This is a genomic window from Butyricicoccus sp. (assembly GCF_050872565.1).
In the GTDB taxonomy this organism is placed as follows: domain Bacteria; phylum Bacillota; class Clostridia; order Oscillospirales; family Butyricicoccaceae; genus Butyricicoccus_A.
In genome coordinates, this window is sequence record NZ_JBNMHC010000425.1 from 1 (window position 1) to 1,682 (window position 1,682).

Genomic DNA, 1,682 nt, shown 5'->3' on the forward strand with positions numbered 1-1,682 from the left:
ACGCGATGTGTTTGCTGTTCCGGGAGATATTAACCGCCTGTCCAGCGCAGGATGCAATGCATTGATTCGGCAGGGCGCGGCGGAGCTGGTACAGGAACCGGCGGATATTTTGTCGCAGTATCAGCTGACGGATGCGCATACACAGCGAAAGCTGGAGCCGGTCGAACACACAGCACAGCCGCTCCCGAAGCAAGAGAACCGCAGAGAAATTGTCATGCGGCGGTTGGAAGGCTCCGAAGAGGAGTGTATCGTCTGGCGTGCGGTGCATGACGGATTAGAAACCGTCGATGCCATCGTAGAGAAAACCGGTCTGCCTGCCGCCAGTGTGCTGACAGCACTGACGATGCTGGAGGTTGGGCAGTATGTCGCCGCGACCGAGAGCGGATATACGGCGGCAGCCGATGTAGAAGCATAGAAAGCAATCACCATTGATCGAATAGAGATGAGAAACCGTCTGCCGACAGCGGCAGCGGCACAGGAGGAATGACAGATATGTCAAAACTTGTCATCGTGGAGTCTCCGGCGAAGGCAAAGACCATTGGAAAGTACTTAGGTACAGACTATGTGGTAAAGGCTTCCATGGGACATCTGCGGGATCTGCCAAAGAAAAAGATGAGCGTGGACATTGAGCATGATTTTAAGCCGGTGTACATGCCGATTGAAGGCAAAGAAAAGCTGATTGAAGAATTGCGCGAAGAGATAGATAACAGTGATTTCGTCTATCTTGCAACTGACCCGGACCGAGAAGGCGAAGCGATTTCTTGGCACTTGAAGGAACTGTTTCATCTGAGCGATTCGTTCAGCAAGCGCGTCACATTTAATGAGATTACCAAGCACGCCGTACAGGACGGCATTGCGCATCCGCGCGATATTGATCTAGATCTGGTCGATGCTCAGCAGGCACGCCGTATTTTGGATCGTATTGTGGGCTATGAGCTGTCGCCGTTTCTGTGGCGGAAGGTCAAGCGCGGCCTGTCTGCCGGACGTGTGCAGTCGGTAGCGACGCGCATGGTCGTGGATCGAGAGATGGAGATCCGTGCCTTTGTGCCGGAGGAATATTGGTCTCTCGAAGCGGAATTAAAGACCCAAGAGGGCGGCGTGTTTACCGCGGCGTTTTACGGTGACGGCACCGGCAAAGTAGAGCTGAAAACCGAAGAACAGACCATGCACATCATGGAAGCTGTAACGGACAAGCCGTTTACTGTCGGCAAAGTCAAGCGCGGCAAAAAGCGCAAGAGACCGGCACCACCATTTATCACGTCGACGCTGCAGCAGGAAGCCAGCCGTAAGCTGAGCTTTGTGCCGCGCCGCACGATGGCAATTGCCCAGCAGTTGTATGAAGGCATTGAAATCGGCGAGCAGGGTCTGACTGGTCTTATCACGTATATGCGTACCGACTCTCTGCGTCTGTCAGAAGAAGCGCAGGCGGCAGCGAAAGAATATATTCTCGGCCGCTACGGTGCGGAGTACTATCCGGAAAAGCCGCGCGTATTCCGCGCGAAGAGCAATGCGCAGGATGCGCACGAAGCAATTCGACCGACCAATGTACAGCTGATTCCGGACGAAATCAAGGAATATCTGACACCGGAGCAGTACAAGCTGTACAAGCTGATTTGGAGCCGTTTTGTCGCATGTCAGATGGCGGATGCCATCATGGACACGGTGTCTGCGGATATTGTATC

General features: G+C 53.9%; 1 protein-coding gene and 1 pseudogene. Both read left to right on the forward strand.

The features are described from left to right. Nucleotides 1–415: pseudogene (locus tag ACR0P9_RS12120) on the forward strand (hypothetical protein); the annotation flags it as partial. A 77-nt stretch (nucleotides 416–492) separates the two neighbouring features. After that, the coding region (gene topA, locus ACR0P9_RS12125) for a type I DNA topoisomerase (RefSeq protein ID WP_432620505.1) at nucleotides 493–1,682 on the forward strand (1,190 nt) is incomplete at its 3' end.